This window comes from Paenibacillus sp. VTT E-133280, from assembly GCF_002264385.1.
GTDB lineage: Bacteria > Bacillota > Bacilli > Paenibacillales > Paenibacillaceae > Paenibacillus_AQ > Paenibacillus_AQ nitricinens.
Genome location: NZ_NFUX01000020.1, coordinates 1 through 15,032, shown reverse-complemented (window position 1 = coordinate 15,032; position 15,032 = coordinate 1). Strand labels below are relative to the sequence as shown.

The 15,032-nt window shown below is 41.3% G+C and carries 13 protein-coding genes; 8 read left to right on the top strand and 5 right to left on the bottom strand.

Translation table 11 applies throughout. From position 1 onward, the window contains the following. The first annotated feature begins 17 nt into the window (after positions 1-17). From CA600_RS11190 to CA600_RS11170, 5 genes are all read left to right on the top strand, one after another. Positions 18-1,760 (top strand): ABC transporter ATP-binding protein, encoded by a 1,743-nt coding sequence (locus CA600_RS11190; RefSeq protein WP_094870302.1) that lies wholly within the window; start codon positions 18-20, stop codon positions 1,758-1,760. Then, positions 1,757-3,496 (top strand): ABC transporter ATP-binding protein, encoded by a 1,740-nt coding sequence (locus tag CA600_RS11185; RefSeq protein ID WP_094870261.1) that lies wholly within the window; start codon positions 1,757-1,759, stop codon positions 3,494-3,496. Before CA600_RS11190 ends, CA600_RS11185 begins: the two co-directional genes overlap by 4 nt. A gap of 153 nt (positions 3,497-3,649) precedes the next feature. Beyond that, positions 3,650-4,429, top strand: coding sequence for a sporulation protein (locus CA600_RS11180; protein ID WP_179281592.1), 780 nt, complete (start codon positions 3,650-3,652; stop codon positions 4,427-4,429). Between the two features lie 206 nt (positions 4,430-4,635). Continuing rightward, positions 4,636-5,349, top strand: a complete 714-nt coding sequence (locus CA600_RS11175) for an ABC transporter ATP-binding protein (protein WP_094870259.1) — start codon at positions 4,636-4,638, stop codon at positions 5,347-5,349. Further along, positions 5,342-6,943 carry a hypothetical protein gene (locus CA600_RS11170; RefSeq protein WP_094870258.1) on the top strand — a complete coding sequence of 534 codons (1,602 nt, stop codon included), beginning with the start codon at positions 5,342-5,344 and terminating at the stop codon, positions 6,941-6,943. The genes CA600_RS11175 and CA600_RS11170 overlap by 8 nt, the downstream gene beginning before the upstream one ends. A gap of 60 nt (positions 6,944-7,003) precedes the next feature. On the opposite strand, the gene CA600_RS11165 is transcribed toward CA600_RS11170, so the two are convergent. Further along, on the bottom strand, positions 7,004-7,675 hold the full coding sequence (locus CA600_RS11165) for a TetR/AcrR family transcriptional regulator (protein ID WP_094870257.1): 672 nt from the start codon (positions 7,673-7,675) through the stop codon (positions 7,004-7,006). Positions 7,676-7,935: 260 nt separating this feature from the next. Here CA600_RS11165 and CA600_RS11160 point away from each other — a divergent pair, with 260 nt between their 5' ends. Next, complete coding sequence (locus tag CA600_RS11160) at positions 7,936-9,372, top strand: MDR family MFS transporter (RefSeq protein ID WP_094870256.1); 1,437 nt, start codon at positions 7,936-7,938, stop codon at positions 9,370-9,372. A gap of 93 nt (positions 9,373-9,465) precedes the next feature. Further along, positions 9,466-11,073: an S-layer homology domain-containing protein gene (locus CA600_RS11155; RefSeq protein ID WP_094870255.1), complete on the top strand. Its 1,608-nt coding sequence runs from the start codon at positions 9,466-9,468 to the stop codon at positions 11,071-11,073. Between the two features lie 115 nt (positions 11,074-11,188). Here the strand turns inward: CA600_RS11155 and CA600_RS11150 are convergent, their stop codons facing one another. Together CA600_RS11150 and CA600_RS11145 are read right to left on the bottom strand one after the other, a co-directional pair. Then, on the bottom strand, positions 11,189-11,707 hold the full coding sequence (locus CA600_RS11150) for a GNAT family N-acetyltransferase (protein WP_094870254.1): 519 nt from the start codon (positions 11,705-11,707) through the stop codon (positions 11,189-11,191). Between the two features lie 32 nt (positions 11,708-11,739). Next, the gene (locus CA600_RS11145; RefSeq protein WP_094870253.1) at positions 11,740-12,192 is read right to left on the bottom strand and encodes a MarR family winged helix-turn-helix transcriptional regulator; all 453 of its coding nucleotides are present in this window, start codon (positions 12,190-12,192) and stop codon (positions 11,740-11,742) included. A gap of 652 nt (positions 12,193-12,844) precedes the next feature. Between CA600_RS11145 and CA600_RS11140 the strand changes: the two genes are divergently transcribed. Then, complete coding sequence (locus CA600_RS11140) at positions 12,845-13,033, top strand: hypothetical protein (RefSeq protein ID WP_094870252.1); 189 nt, start codon at positions 12,845-12,847, stop codon at positions 13,031-13,033. Positions 13,034-13,232: 199 nt separating this feature from the next. Here CA600_RS11140 and CA600_RS11135 read toward each other — a convergent pair whose 3' ends face one another. Continuing rightward, the gene (locus CA600_RS11135; protein WP_094870251.1) at positions 13,233-14,063 is read right to left on the bottom strand and encodes a carbohydrate ABC transporter permease; all 831 of its coding nucleotides are present in this window, start codon (positions 14,061-14,063) and stop codon (positions 13,233-13,235) included. 2 nt (positions 14,064-14,065) lie between these two features. Next, complete coding sequence (locus CA600_RS11130) at positions 14,066-14,953, bottom strand: carbohydrate ABC transporter permease (RefSeq protein WP_094870250.1); 888 nt, start codon at positions 14,951-14,953, stop codon at positions 14,066-14,068. Positions 14,954-15,032: the final 79 nt, after the last annotated feature.

Below are 15,032 nucleotides of genomic sequence, written 5' to 3'. Positions count from 1 at the left end.
GTTGGGTGTGGATGAATTTGTTCAAAATTGCAGTATATTTAAAGCCGTACAAAAAAGAAGCGATCATCGGTCCAATCTTCAAACTGATGGAAGCGATTCTGGAGCTGATTTTGCCTACCATTGTCGCATTGATCATCAACAACGGGGTTGGTAATCATGACAGCGCCTATGTTTACCGCATGGGTGGCCTAATGGTTCTGATGTCACTGCTTGGTTTCGGTTGCTCCATGGTGTGCCAATACTATGCAGCACGAGCATCTCAGGGATTCGGCACGACACTTCGTAATAAACTGTTCAAACATATTACATCTTTATCGTACGCTGAGCTGGATACGTTCGGCACGCCTACGCTAATTAACCGGATTACCAATGACGTAAACCAGCTTCAGATTGCAGTCGCTATGCTGATTCGCCTGGTTATTCGTGCGCCGTTTATCTGTATCGGGGCAATCATAATGTCCATGATTTTGGATTTCAGATTATCGCTGATTTTAATAGCGGCAACGCCGATTTTTGGTATTATTTTGTATTTTATCATCACTCGAAGTGCACCTTTGTATCGAAAATACCAGCAGAAGCTGGATGCCCTTGCGCTCGTTCTTAGTGAGAATTTGTCGGGGATTCGAGTCATTCGTGCTTTTGCAAAGAGACGTACGGAAAAAGAACGTTTTGATGCCTCATCTGAGGATTTAACCACTACAGCGATCCGGGTCTCGCGGATTTCCGCTTTACTTGGACCTATGACGACACTTGTAGTAAACGCGGCGATCATAGCTATTTTATGGGTAGGTGGAATTCACATTGATGGAGGGCGATTGTCTCAAGGTGAGATCATTGCCTTTATCAATTACGTCACTCAAATCTTACTGGCGCTTATTGTGGTCTCCAACTTGGTCATTATTTTTACAAAAGCCTCATCCTCTGCCAATCGTGTGAATGAAGTGCTGAGTGTCAAAGCATCCGTGTCCGAGGAAGGGAATGTCGTGATGACTGAACCTGAACCTGATTATACCGCTCCTGCCATATCATTCGATCATGTATCGTTTGGTTATAATACAACAGGAGAATTGGCATTAGAGGATATTTCGGTAGTCATCAACCGCGGAGAAACTGTGGGGCTGATTGGCAGTACGGGTTCTGGTAAATCTACTTTTGTGAACTTGATTCCACGTTTTTATGATGCAGTGCAAGGTGAAGTAAAAGTGGATGGAGTGAATGTCAGAGAGTATAAGCTGCATCAGCTTCGTGAGAAAATAGGGATTGTGCCGCAAAAAGCAGTGTTATTTACTGGAACAATCGCTGAGAATATTCGTTGGGGGAAGGAAAACGCAAACGAGGAAGAAATCATGCAAGCAGCCTCTGTTGCTCAGGCGGAAGAGTTTATTCGTAAATTGCCTGAAGGATTGAATACGCAGGTATCACGTGGTGGACTTAATTTATCCGGGGGGCAAAAGCAGCGCTTAACCATAGCTCGTGCAGTGGTGGGTAAGCCGTCGATTCTTATCCTGGATGACTCCTCCAGTGCGCTGGATTTCGCTACTGATGCGGCTCTACGTAAAGCGCTCAAAGAGAGCAGCCAGCAAATGACCCTACTAGTTGTCTCGCAGAGGGTGAGCACTGTAAGGCAAGCGGATAAAATCATGGTATTTGAGGAAGGGCGGATTGCCGGCGTCGGAACCCATGAGGAACTGATGCGTGGTTGCGAAGTGTACAAAGAAATCTGCCTGTCCCAGCTATCGAGTGAGGAGTCGGGCCAATGAACAAAAACAACATTTGGAAGAGACTAATTGTATATACAGGACATTATAGAAAAATAGCTATTGGGGCGGTTATATGCGCATTACTTAGTGTGATTGCTAGTCTAATCGGACCACTTCTTATCGGTAAAGCCATTGATTTTATGATCGGACCGGGAGAGGTGGATTTTGACGCCGTACTTAGACTGCTTTTGATTCTGGCAGCGGTATATATTGTCGGCAGTTTTTTTGGATGGCTCCTTACCTATCTGACAAATCGAATCGCCTACCGGACTGTATATGACTTACGTCGGGAGCTTTTTGATAAATTAAATGTGTTGCCTTTAAAATTTCACGACAACCACCCGCAAGGCGACAGTATCAGCCGTTTTGTTAATGATATGGATGCTGTCTCTGATGGACTGCTGCAAGGCTTCTCCACGCTGCTTACAGGGATCATCACTATTGTTGGGGCAATTGTGCTTATGATGTACATCAGTCCTCTGATGACCTTAGTAGTTCTTTTGTCAGCCCCCGCTACCTTTTTTGTGGCCAGATTTATTACGATACGATCTCAAAAGATGTTTAAAGAGCAGGCCAAGATTCTCGGTGGCCTCAATGGCTATGTGGAGGAAATGATCGGCGGGCAAAAGGTAGTCACGGCTTATCATTATGAAGAACGTGCAATGTCTCAGTTTGAAGATCAAAACGAGACGTTATACCAGACCGGTGTGAAGTCACAATTTTATGGCTCCTTATCTAATCCGACGACGCGGCTAGTAAATAACGTTACGTTCTCAGTCATAGCTATGATCGGTAGTGTTATGGTAATTCAGGGTCATTTCACGGTAGGGGATCTATCCAGTTTCTTGATCTTCTCCAACTTCTTCGCTAAGCCTTTTAATGAAATAACTGGTGTGATTACACAGCTTCAATCGGCAACTGCCTCTGCACAGCGGATCTTCGCCATTCTCGATCTAACGCCAGAACCAGCTGATTCTAAGGACTCCAAAATCATGAGCACAAGTCAAGGAACCATTACCTTCGAAAAAGTATCCTTTTCTTATCATCCAGAACGTCCCTTGATTAACGATTTCAGTCTAGAAGTAAAGCCCGGTACCCGAGTTGCGATTGTAGGTCAGACTGGAGCGGGGAAGACAACGCTGGTAAACCTGCTCATGCGTTTCTACGATGTGGACCGTGGGTCCATCAAGATAGATGGTGTGGATATTAAGACAATTACCCGTGACAGCCTGCGACGTAATTTTGGGATGGTGCTGCAGGATACTTGGCTCTTTGGGGGCACGATCAGAGATAATATTGCTTATGGAAAACCTGGGGCTACAGAGGAAGAAGTCATCGCTGCTGCTAAAGCGGCTAATGCGCATAGCTTTATTAAACGTCTGCCTGAAGGGTATGATACGAAGGTCAGTGGCTCAGGGGATAATCTCTCCCAAGGACAGAAGCAGCTGCTTACCATTGCACGAGTAATGCTTGTAGATCCGCCTATGCTTATTTTAGATGAGGCTACAAGCAGTATTGATACATTGACTGAGGTACGAATTCAGAAAGCTTTTCTGACTATGATCGCTGGTCGGACCAGCTTTGTGATTGCCCACCGATTGTCAACGATTCGGGAGTCGGATCTCATTCTTTTCATGAAGGATGGAGATATTGTGGAGAGTGGTACGCATGAGGGGCTCCTAGCCAGCGGCGGATATTACGCACGATTATACAATAGTCAGTTCGCGACAGCGTAGACTTTATGATTAAAAGAAGCATTCGGACCCCAATTTTGGGTGCGGATGCTTTTTTGTTGTTAGTAACACGGTATATACTGTTCTAAAATGAAACCGGAGGTGGTTCCCTTCGTATCCTTAAATATGCAAATATTAGGGAGGGAATTCATTACAATGTCAATGTTTAAACGAATGCTCGCGAGCGCCGGAATTGGAGCGGCTAAGGTAGATCTCATACTCCATCAAGATTTCGTGAACGCAGGTGATACGATTAGTGGTACCGTCCAAATTCAAGGCGGGCGAGTGGATCAGGAGGTCGATGACGTCTACGCATTCGTTAAGACGCGTTATTTGAAAGAACTGAATGATAAGAAGATGGAAGTGGAAGCGACGATATCCAAATTCCTGTTAGCAAGTAAATTCAAAGTAGATGCTGAGCAGGTCTATGAATTTCCCGTCTCATTCCAGCTTCCGGCGATAACGCCAGTGACATTAGGTAGATCGCCAGTTTGGATTCAAACCGGACTTGATATTAAAGAGGCAATTGATCCAAAGGATCAGGATTATCTTCAAGTAGGCCCTCATCCATATTATGCCATTATTTTGGATGCGATGAATCAGCTCGGATTCCGTATTCGTGAAGTGAATTGTGAATATTCACCGCGCTATGGCAGGATCAATGGCTTAGATTTTGTTCAAGAATTTGAATTCGTTCCCCTCTCACAGTTCCGGAACCAACTAGACGAATTAGAAATCATTTTCTTTCCAAATGAGGATGGCATTGAATTACTTCTGCAGATTGATCGCAAGGCACGTGGTTTAGCTGGGTTGTTCGCCGATGCGCTTGATACAGATGAGAGTTTTGTGAAAATACGCTTCGATCACAATCAACTTGCTTACGGAGTTGACTATGTAGCTGATCAACTGCTGGCAACGATCCATAAGTACGTATAAACGAATGGAATAGGATTATATAAGAGAGGGGAGAACCCCTCTTTTTTCGTTTTTTATAAAGAAAAATTTATTTATATGAAGGTATGAACTAAATGGACAAGATAAACGTACTATAGTAAAACTATCCTAACAACGTATGAAACGGTAGGCATTGATTACATGATGAAAGTTACTAATACGTACATGAACGGAAAGGGAGTGCTCAAATGCTGACAATAAAACATTTTACCAAGAGCTACAAGGGTGGTAAGAAGGCAGTAAATGACTTGAATTTAGTGGTTGAGAAAGGCGATATTTATGGCTTTATTGGTCATAACGGTGCGGGGAAAACAACGACAATTCGGGCAGTGGTAGGTGTTCTTGATTTTGAGGAGGGGGACATCGAAATTGGTGGATATTCTATCAAAAAAGATCCTTTAGCCTGCAAAGCGATTACTGCGTATATTCCAGATAATCCAGATCTATACGATCATCTGACAGGCATTCAATACTTGAATTTTATTGGTGATCTTTTTAGTGTATCGAAAGCAGATCGGGAGTTGTTGATTAAGAAATATGGTGATGAATTTGAAATTACATCTCATTTGGGGGATTTAATCTCCTCGTATTCTCATGGTATGAAACAGAAGCTCGCGATCATCTCAGCACTAATACATAAACCGAAGTTATTAGTGCTGGATGAGCCCTTTGTGGGACTTGATCCAAAAGCGGCACACACGCTAAAAAAAACCATGACGGAGATTTGCAGTCAGGGCAGTGCGATCTTTTTTTCGACGCATGTACTGGATGTGGCCGAGAAGCTTTGCAATAAGATTGCCATTATTAAAGCGGGTGAGTTGATCACCCACGGCAAGACAGAAGAGGTGAAGGGTGACAGTAGCCTTGAAGATGTATTTTTGGAGTTGATTAAGCATGATTAATATCTGGAGATTGACGAAGATTCAGCTGATTTCTTCCTTTGGGTTAAATAAGGCCTTGCATACACATGATGTGAAAAAAAGACGCAAAATGCTTTGGCTGAGCATCGGGATCCTAATTGGAGTTGTCATGATGGCTCTGGTTTCATTTGGTTATAGCTATATGATAGCAGAGACCCTTGAACAGATTGGCCGGCCAGAGCTGCTGCTTGCGATAATGATGGCAGTTACTTGCTTAATCGGATTTTTTACAACGATTTATAAGGCAAGTGGTGTATTATTTGGCTCCAAAGACTACGATCTCGTAATGTCGCTGCCAATCAAAACGAGTCATATTGTAGCAAGTCGGGTGGCTCAGCTTTATGTGTTAAACCTATTCTTCTCTTTGATGGTGATGGTACCTGCAGGCATTGTTTATGCAATAAAGCTGAATCCCGGCGTTCTATATTATTTGTATTTTTTGATTACGCTGTTATTTATTCCATTAGTGCCGATCATTGCTGCAACGATTATAGGTGCTCTGATCAGCTGGGTTTCCTCAAGATTTAAAGGAAGTCGTATAATAACTCTCATCCTAACTTTTGTTGTAATTATTGCTTTAATTGTTGGTTCAGGTCAAATAAATGGTAATAATCCACAATTACTTGCGGATATGAGCGCTCAAATCGCTGATCAAATATACAATTTGTATCCTTTGACGCTTATGTATGTAAATGCGGTTTGCTCGTTTCAAATGGATTCCTTAGTACTGTTTATTGCGATTTCGCTGATTTCTTTTATGCTGTTTACCATGGTACTTGGCAGTAAATATAAAGCGATACACACAGGTCTTACGACTTCTTTTTCAAACAATAAATATCAAATGAAATCACTTACAGTATCCTCACCGCTTTACACATTGTATAAAAAAGAGCTGCGTCGCTATTTTAGTTCTTCTATATATGTACTCAACACGAGTATAGGAATGGTTATGTTACTTGTATTGGCGATCGCTTTACTGTTCGTTAGTGCAGAGCAACTAGGACAACTCGTTGAGATACCAGAACTTTCAAATTATCTGAATCGGCTGGCTCCACTGTTTGTTTCCGTTTTTGTAACTTTAAGCTGTACGACATCCAGTTCCATATCGCTCGAAGGTAATAATATTTGGATTTTAAAAAGCGCACCTGTGCCGACATTAACGATATTGCTAAGTAAAATCGCAGTGAATCTTACGATTACCGTGCCGATTGTAGTTGTCAGTAGTGTGCTCCTCATGATATCTCTAGGTACCGGATGGATGGAAAGCTTGTTATTACTGGTTATTCCCGTCTTATATGCTTGCCTTACTGCAATGATAGGTGTGCTCGTTAACTTGAAGTTACCTAAACTGGAGTGGACAAATGAAGTATCGGTAGTCAAACAAAGCGCATCCGTCTTAGTGGCGTTATTGATAGGGTTTATAAGCTTACTGATTCCTTTCGGTTTGAGTCTTCTTCTAGCCGATCTGAATAGTAATCTCGTTTTGTTAGGTCTTGGAATGTTGATATTAGTGGTGTGTGGTGCGATGTATCGATATATTAAGTCAAAAGGGGAGCTTTTATTTCGGGCTCTTTAAAGAGTAAGGGCATTCCAAAAGCCGGAATTGGCTACTGGGATGCCCTTACTGCATTTCTTGCTACGCATTGGCCAACTGTTCTATACCCCGCACTAATATTTTCAGACCTGTGTGAAACATCTTGTCAGAGCCTATTTCATTGAAGATATTGTTCTCGTACATCCGCTTTATAACATTAGGACCCTCTCCGTTTAAGCGCTCAAGGGATTGTTTAAATACCTCTCTAGCATCCCCGAGGACTCCATTTTTCATGGCTACGTCAATTCGATCCTGTTCATACTTGTCCAATTCGAAAGAGATCACATAGTTTAACACGCTTGAGATTATAGAGAACTTATCACTGTCGGTTAAAGGCAGCGGCTCCACAATCTGTAGCAACGTATTCAGCAAAGCTAGATAGTCTGGTTCCGAAGGTAATGTTCTCATCAAGAGCTGAGCGGAACAAGGATATTTATGTAAAACACCTCGAATTTGGTCCGCAAAATGAAACAATTGATCATTCCATTCCCCTTCGAGAGAGGCAGATTGTAGGGTTTCTTTTGCTACTTCATTGGCAAGTGTCTGAAAAATACTCTGCTTGCTCTTAAAATGCCAATAAAGTGATGCAGCTTGTATATTTAGTAGTTCTGCTAATTTCCTCATACTGAAAGCCTCTATACCGACATTATCTAACAGCTCCCAAGAAGCTTTGATTATATCTTGTTCGGTGATTTGTAGATTTTTGATTCTCATCGAAATGACCTCCTGTTCCTATCTTCCTTTATCTTAATCCATCCACGAGGGTTGGTCTACCAGCGTTAGATTAATATGCGTCACATTTGAACAGTTGAAGCGATCAGATAATAATCTTACACCGTTAGATATTTCTGTTTACAGTCTATTATTCCGGTGCTATATTAATCTTACTGTGTTAGTTAAAAGGCGAGGCGGATTAGTGAGGAAGTTCCTGATAGAAATTTTGTTGAAAAAATCTAAGAGGATGTGTAAAGAACATGATGAATCCAGAAGTGAAAATATCCCAGCCAGTCACAAAAGAATTCTCCATAAAGGCAATATTCCCAGTAATTCTGGCACTAATAACAGGGATGTTATTAGTTATGCTCGACAGTACTATTATGAACGTAGCTATTCCACAACTTGAAAAAACCTTTGCAACCAGCTTAAAGACCATTCAGTGGGCGATTACTGGTTATACCCTAGCGTTATCTGTAGTTATCCCATTAGCCGGTTGGTTTTCGGATAAATTTACGGCTAAAAGAGTCTTTTTAGCTTCAATTGTATTGTTTACAATGGGTTCCGTATTATGCTCACTGGCAAAGTCACCGACAGAGCTGATTATTTTTCGCGTAATACAGGGGTTAGGAGGAGGGATGATTGCGCCAATCGGCATGGCAATGTCTTTCAAAATTGCACCTCCTGATAAAAGAGGGTCTATTATGGGCTTGCTCGGACTACCGATGTTGATTGCGCCTGTGCTGGGCCCTGTACTGTCAGGATGGCTGTTGGAATACGCAAGCTGGCACTGGATTTTCCTTATTAATGTTCCGATTGGTGTTATTGCGATGATCGTTGGCATTAAGTTTCTTCCGGTTACAGAGAAAGGGAAAAAGGTCAATCTGGATATTTGGGGTGTGATTTTATCTCCGCTAGCGTTCTCTAGCTTGGTGTTCGGGGTTCACAGAGGGGGAGTAGACGGATGGGGTGACAAATATACGCTTATTACTCTTATGTTCGCCATCATTACGCTTACTCTGTTTATTTTTGTGGAGCTGCGCCAAAAAGAACCGTTATTGGAGCTTCGTTCTTTCCGTTCGTTTGAATTTAGTAAAGGTATGATTCTGACCTGGATTAATCAATTCGCCTTATTTGGCTCGATTCTGTTAATCCCTCTATTTTTGCAACTGGTCAGAGGTTTTTCTTCTTTCGAATCTGGATTGATGGTCATTCCCCAAGCGATAATATCCTTTGTCGGCATGATCATCGGTGGAAAATTATTCGATAAATACGGCGCTCGCCTTCCTGTATTCTCTGGTCTTGTGCTGTTATCAACCGGACTCTTTCTTTTAACACGCTTGCAAAATGATACAAATGTATATGTTATGATCAGCTATCTCGCCATTATGGGATTAGGTCAAGGATTATCTACTATGCAGCTCGGTACACATGTACTTAAGGCAGCCCCAAAAGATTTGATTAGCCGTGTAACACCACTCACAGCATCCGCTCAACAAATTATTGGTTCCTTTGCCGTTGCAATAATGTCTGGATTATTGACATCCAATATTGCTTCTTATAAGAGTCAAACGAATATAGGTGGTGTTGATGTTCAAGCGATGGTCGCAGGATTTCATGATACGTTTCTAATTTCAATGGCTTTGGCACTTTGTGGTATGGTAATCAGTCTTTTCCTTCGAAAACAGAAAAACTGATCTTTTCACACGCTACCAATATTTTAGCAATGTTTATAGCATCTATCCTTGGTATAATTCGAAGATTGATAACCAAGGGGGAATCTCTAGCCCGTGAAAAGTATATTAGCTAGACTTGCTATAACGACACTTGCTTTTGTGCTCGTAGCTGGAGTATTTATTCAACATATATCGGCTGATGATGAGGCACCTTTTAAGGATATAGATACTAGTTATGCTAAAAATGAAATCATAGATTTGTATCACCGCAACATATTAACCGGCACAACGGCGACAAGCTTTTCACCTACTCAATCAATTACTAGAGCGGAATTCATCACGGTTCTAGACCGTCTGCTACAGCTAAGTCCCACAGTTAGTCCAGTCTCTCCATATACCGACGTAGCGAAGAGCGCTTGGTATTACGGCTGGATACAGGCAGCTGTTCAGCTTGAGCTGGCTAACGGAACTTCGGCAACTACTTTCGCGCCAGCAAAAGCAGTTACCAGGCAGGAAGCGGCTGTATGGATGGCCAAAGCTTTAAAGCAAACAAACCATACTTCTGCTCTAACTTCGTTCAATGATCGAAATGAAATTGCTAGCTGGGCAAGATCAGCTGTTGCTACTGTAAATGATCTGGGTTTAATGAAGGGGGATAATCGCAAGAATTTTCGGCCCTCTGATCCTATTACTAGACAGGAAACGGCCGTCCTCATGGACCGAGTGCTGCAAAATGAGAGTTGGGCAGCAGAACTTGAAGATGAGCCCGAGGATCGCATCGTTATAGGCTGGCAATATGGGCAGACGACGGCACAATACGAAAATACGGTTCTGAAATCCAACGTTAACACCTTATCACCACGGTGGTATTATGTAGGAAGTACAGGCGCAGTAACGGATTCAACGGATGCTTCGCTGATCACATGGGCAAAGAAGAATAATAAGAAAATATGGGCGATGGTAGGCAATCGATCGGATCAAGAAGCGACCCATCAAATGTTGTCGAGTTCAGCCACAAGGAATACGGCAGTAAATCAATTAGTAGCTTTAGTGAGCAAATATAGATTAGATGGACTAAACATTGATTTTGAGAATGTAGCCCCTGACGATCATGAGTATTTGACCTCGTTCATTACATTATTAGCTGAGAAAATGCATGCTCTTAACGCGACGCTGTCGATAGACGTCTCTCCCGATCTTGGAACAGATTGGACAGATGCTTTTGACTACGCTGCACTAGGTAAGCAAGTGAACTATATGGTGATGATGGGTTATGACGAACATTATGACGGGAGTAAACTTCCAGGGCCCAATGCTTCTATTCCTTTTGATCAACATGCAGTGGATACTGTACTAAAGGACGTACCCAGCCATAAGGTTATATTGGCACTGCCTTTATATAATCGTGACTGGACATTGAATCCGAATGGTACGGTTTCATCTTCAAAGTATATCTCGCTTCCGGAGCAAAATCAGATTATTAGTAGCTATGGAATGAAACCCGTATGGAATGAGACTTTAGGACAATATGTGGCCAACTATTCGAAGCAGTCCATAAAGCACACGATCTGGATTGAGGATGGCCGTTCATTCATAGCAAAATACGACTTAAGCGTTAAGAACAATCTAGCCGGAATTGCTTATTGGTATATAGGTGGAGAAAGCGCAGATATATGGTCTAGCGTAAGTAATGCAGAGAAATTTTACGATTATACGTTTTAAAAAGAAAGACTGGATGCATATAGCTATCTTGCTATGGCATTCAGTCTTTGTATTTGGTTATCACAGCGCCACGACCGCGTGTTAGAGTGAAAGCTCGGCACCCAACAGATACACTTTAAATCTGTGTTTTAGTCATTATAAAATCTATTTGTTCTTCATTACCCATATAGAAAGAGTGAGTCCCTGTTTGAACGAAGTTCATTTTTTCATAGAATTTAATTGCATTCTCATTTTTTTCCCAAACGCCTAACCAAACCTTTTCTTTATTATGATCTTTTGCTATGTCTAAAGCCTTATTTATCAGGTATTTACCTAGTCCACGTTTATGAAATTTCCCCCTGATATAAATCCTCTCGATTTCAAGCGAATCATTACCCATTTGTTCTGATTGGGCATCATTAAAGTTTAGCTTTAAATACCCTGCAACTTCCTTATTCAAAAAAATAAAATAGAATTCTGAACAATTATTTAATAATTCTTTTTCTAATTGTTTTAAATTAAAAGCATGATCTAAGTAAGCTTCCATAATTGCAGGTGTGTTTTGATTCTGAAATGTATCGTTAAATGTTTCAACACTAATTTCTTGGAGTAACTCTAAATCTTCCAACGTACACCTTTTTATATTTATGTTCATTTTTATTTGTCCTCCGTTTACTAAGTCAATAATCAATACTCTCTTTTGTTTCCTTTTTTGACTAACTCCCAGTCTTTTTCTACATTTTTTCTGACTCTCTGAAGCAAGATAAATATATTTTCTACTTCACTCTCAGAGAATCCAGATAATGCGACCTTATTGGAATGATCGTTTTCCCTTTTTATGTAAGGGTACAAAGTATCCCCTTTGTCTGTAGGAAATAGTTTTTTTATTTTTTTATTTTGATTGTCTTCTTTCTTTTCAATAAATCCATTTATTTCTAATTTCTTAATTGCACGTGAAGCTGTTGTTCGATCTACTTTTATCATCTCAGCTAACTTTTCTTGAATTATTCCTGGGTTTTCACATATTCGAATAAGGTACAAATATTGCCCTTTTGTAAGGTCATGTTCTGCAAATTCTATATTGCTTATTGAATCTAATGCCCTAGCTATCATTCCAATTTCACGTAGGATTTCCTTCATAAATAACTCCTTAACGCATATTTTGTTGTAAATGCAATAAATAATATGTATTAACTTATCTCATTTTTGTTGCATTTGCAATAAAAAAATAAATAAAATCATTGTGAGTAAAGTGAAGCATGACTTCTATAGTATTAGAAATATATAAAACTAGCCCATGGTATTTCACTATTTGGTATTACCGCGTAAATGGTAGTCCCCTCGTTATTGAATGGTTTTCCAGCTATATCAGCAAACAACTCGTTCTGGCCAAAGTCTGCATTTCGTATTTCATTAATTAAGGTGAGTTTTGTGAAACAATGTTCCCATAGGTTATAGCATAGGGAGGAGTGCCTCCGGTAGTACTCCAGCGCGGAGCAGGATGTCAAAGTCCAGCTGTGCCTTGATGATCCTCATTTTTAAATCTCTCCTGAAAAAGAAAATGCCCCCTCGAATAGGGGGCTTGTTGTTACGTCACGAAAATGATAAATGTCCTACATTTTGATTGACCATCTACTTATTAAATATAAGGGGATTAGAAGTGGACCGAAGGGTGATTATCGCGAATTTGATTGCGCACATTTCAGGGGCTGCACGTTATTAGTTTGATGCCGCATATTTCGCTGCTTCATTAAACGAGTATAGGAACATCGAATTCGAACGCGGTTTTCTGATGACGAAAGAACAGGCATTGGAAATTTCGAAAAAATCCTATGACAGCATCATTGAGGTTCTTGAAATGATGAAAGCAAACCCTGCACGATTACTGGAACAGCTGTATTTGGATTATCCGGCGTTCGACTTTGTCTCTTTGAACAATCGATTCACCGTCCTAGAAATGCTATATACATCGCAAAAATGAGGAAGGGATATTTGGTGTGGGATTGAACTTAATTCACCATAATAAGGCCACCCGGAAGGATGGCCTTACAACTTGCCCTTAGAGAAAGTGCGGAGAAGCGAACCATAAGTGACGGCGAAATTTGCGAGTCACGATACCGGCTCAAGAAGGCCGTCTACAGAAGACCAATTTAAGTTGCCAATGGTATGTCTTTAAGCTCTTATCCTTTTAGTGAGCCGGACGTGATGCCGTTAATGATATATTTTTGCATGAAAATATAGAACAGGATGAGTGGAGCGACCGCTAAGAGCATCATCGGGAAAAAATTCGTCCAGTCGGTCGAGAATTGCCCAATATTGCGGAATACTTCTAGGAGTAATACGCCCTTTGAACGGGATTGCAAGAACAACAACGGCGTCATGAAATCATTCCACACACCAAGCGTATTCAAAATCGCTACAGTGGCAATTACCGGCATAAGCAGCGGGAACACAATCTGCAAGAATGTTCTCCAAACCCCACAGCCGTCTACCCTTGCCGCTTCTTCCAGTTCAAATGGAACGGCAGAACCGATAAAGCTTTTAATTAAAAAGATAGAGAACGGGAGGTTGTAACAAATTTCAATAAGAATAACACCCGTGTGAGAATTCATAAGCCCGAGCTGGGCTACCTGTTTATAAAGTGCCAGGATCCCCATTTGATACGGTACCATCATCCCAACCATGAATAAAAGGAACACGATCCGATTGAAATGGCTCGTGCGTCGTACCAAGCTGTATGCAGCCATCGCGGAAAACATAACAATACCCGAAACCGAGGAAATCGTAATGATAAGATTGTTTCCTAACACATGAATGTAGTTCATTGCCTTAAAAGCGCGAACGTAGTTGACGAACGTGATGTTAACTGGAAGACCCATTGGATGAGAGACCGCATCAGCCGGGGTCTTAAAAGTCGTAATGATCAAATAGTAAATAGGGATCAAAAAAATTGCACCTAAGACGAGCAAGAGAATTTCCGTGACGGCAGTTCCTTTTGTATATCGGTTCATGATTACCGCCGCTCCCACATTTTGATTAGAGTAAAGTGAATAAAGGTGATGAAGCCAACGAGGATAACGAAGACGATACCGAATGCGGCTCCGTAACTATAGAAACCTTCACTGAGCCCTTTCTTGATCATGAGTGATACGATTGTTTCCGTTGAATACCCTGGGCCACCGCCAGTCAAGGCATAAACAATATCAAATACCTTCATGCCGTTTATCATCCCCATAACCGTATTGAAAGTGATCGCTGGAAGCAGTAGAGGTAGCGTGATATAGCGGAACATTTGCAGCCCGCTCGCTCTGTCGATCTTCGCCGCTTCATAATAATCTGTGGAGATGCTCTGCAAGTTGGCCAAATAAATAACCATCGTGTAACCAACCCACTGCCATACGGAGGCGATGATGACCGAATAGAGTGCAAGATGCGGGTCTCCGAGAAAATTGATGCGTTCAAAGCCAAGAGCAACTACAAGTTGATTAATCAAGCCGAAGTCGGAGGGTGAGTACATAAAATTCCAAAGAAAACCGATAACTAATACGCTGAACACCGCAGGAAGGAAGAAAGCAGCCCGCAGCAGATTTTTTGTTTTTAATCTTTTATTGAGAAAGACCGCTAATGGAATGGCTAGCAAATTCTGTCCGAGCATAGCGAGTACTGCATAGATTAAAGTATTTTTAATACCTGTCAAATAGATTGAATCTTTAAATAGAGCGATATAATTTTCTATACCAACAAATTTTACAACAACTGGATGCACATCCGACCAATTTGTAAAGCTGTATAAAGCAGTTTTTATCGTCGGAAATATGAAAAAGGTACAATAAATAAGTAAGGCAGGAAGCAGAAGCAGAACATAATTGATTTCTCGTTTGAAAAAGTTTGGTTTGTTCATGCGCAACAACCTTTAGCTTATAGGATGTACAAGGGGCAAAGCGCTTTGCCCCTTGTAATTTATACGACCTATTTAGATT

Excerpts from the sequence above, each read along its gene's own strand:
- CA600_RS11185 (WP_094870261.1), top strand. The coding sequence starts at position 1,757 with ATGAACAAAAACAACATTTGGAAGAGACTAATTGTATATACAGGACAT.
- CA600_RS11180 (WP_179281592.1), top strand. The coding sequence starts at position 3,650 with ATGTCAATGTTTAAACGAATGCTCGCGAGCGCCGGAATTGGAGCGGCT.
- CA600_RS11175 (WP_094870259.1), top strand. The coding sequence starts at position 4,636 with ATGCTGACAATAAAACATTTTACCAAGAGCTACAAGGGTGGTAAGAAG.
- CA600_RS11170 (WP_094870258.1), top strand. The coding sequence starts at position 5,342 with ATGATTAATATCTGGAGATTGACGAAGATTCAGCTGATTTCTTCCTTT.
- CA600_RS11165 (WP_094870257.1), bottom strand. The coding sequence starts at position 7,675 with ATGAGAATCAAAAATCTACAAATCACCGAACAAGATATAATCAAAGCT.
- CA600_RS11160 (WP_094870256.1), top strand. The coding sequence starts at position 7,936 with ATGATGAATCCAGAAGTGAAAATATCCCAGCCAGTCACAAAAGAATTC.
- CA600_RS11150 (WP_094870254.1), bottom strand. The coding sequence starts at position 11,707 with ATGAACATAAATATAAAAAGGTGTACGTTGGAAGATTTAGAGTTACTC.
- CA600_RS11145 (WP_094870253.1), bottom strand. The coding sequence starts at position 12,192 with ATGAAGGAAATCCTACGTGAAATTGGAATGATAGCTAGGGCATTAGAT.
- CA600_RS11140 (WP_094870252.1), top strand. The coding sequence starts at position 12,845 with ATGACGAAAGAACAGGCATTGGAAATTTCGAAAAAATCCTATGACAGC.
- CA600_RS11135 (WP_094870251.1), bottom strand. The coding sequence starts at position 14,063 with ATGAACCGATATACAAAAGGAACTGCCGTCACGGAAATTCTCTTGCTC.
- CA600_RS11130 (WP_094870250.1), bottom strand. The coding sequence starts at position 14,953 with ATGAACAAACCAAACTTTTTCAAACGAGAAATCAATTATGTTCTGCTT.